1 protein-coding gene is annotated in these 856 nt (G+C 62.9%); it reads left to right on the plus strand.

Annotated features, from left to right (window positions below):
- Positions 1-808: L-arabinose ABC transporter permease AraH (gene araH, locus FUT88_RS25330; protein ID WP_147219307.1), on the plus strand; the 808-nt coding region annotated here is incomplete at its 5' end.
- Positions 809-856 lie beyond the last annotated feature (48 nt).

The following is an 856-nucleotide window of genomic DNA, read 5'->3' on the forward strand; positions in this document are numbered from 1 at the left end:
CCTGATCGGCTCCATTTCCGTCACGATGATGTTCGTCCTCGCACTCGGCGAGGTGGACTTGTCCGTCGCCTCCATCGTCGCCTTCGCGGGCGTGGTGGCATCGACGCTCATCACCGCAACGCACAGCGTGGCGCTTGGTGTCGGAGCCGGCGTGCTGGCAGGCGGCCTGGTCGGGCTCGTCAACGGCGTGCTGGTGGCGCGCTACCAGATCAACTCGCTGATCGTCACGCTGGCCATGATGGAAGTCGTGCGCGGCCTCGCCTTCATCACCTCCAACGGCGACGCGGTCATGATTTCCGAAGAGAGCTTCTTCGACCTGGGCGGCGGATCCTTCCTCGGTATTTCATACCCGATCTGGAGCAACATCGTTGGTTTCGCACTGTTCGGCTTCCTGCTCAAGAAGACGGTGTTCGGTAAGAACGTCCTTGCCGTCGGCGGCAATGAAGAAGCCGCGCTGCTTGCCGGCCTGCCTGTCACACGCATCAAGATCGCCGTGTTCGTCCTGCAGGGCCTGGTGACGGGCTTTGCCGGCGTGATGCTGGCCTCGCGCATGAGTCTGGGCGATCCGAAAACGTCCGTCGGGCTTGAGCTGGGCGTGATCTCGGCCTGCGTGCTGGGCGGAGTGTCGCTCACGGGCGGGGTCGCAACCGTGTCCGGCGTGCTGGTCGGCGTTCTGATCATGGGGTCGGTGCAGAACGCAATGAGCCTGATGAACGTGCCGACGTTCTATCAGTACCTGATCCGCGGCGGCATTCTGCTGCTGGCGGTGTGGTTTGATCGGATTCGCCGCAACAAGCGGGCAAGCTGACACGCCACTCGGCTTTTACACAGGCAACAAAAAAGCCCGCATGTGCGG

This window comes from Ralstonia sp. TCR112, from assembly GCF_007997035.1.
GTDB lineage: Bacteria > Pseudomonadota > Gammaproteobacteria > Burkholderiales > Burkholderiaceae > Ralstonia > Ralstonia edaphi.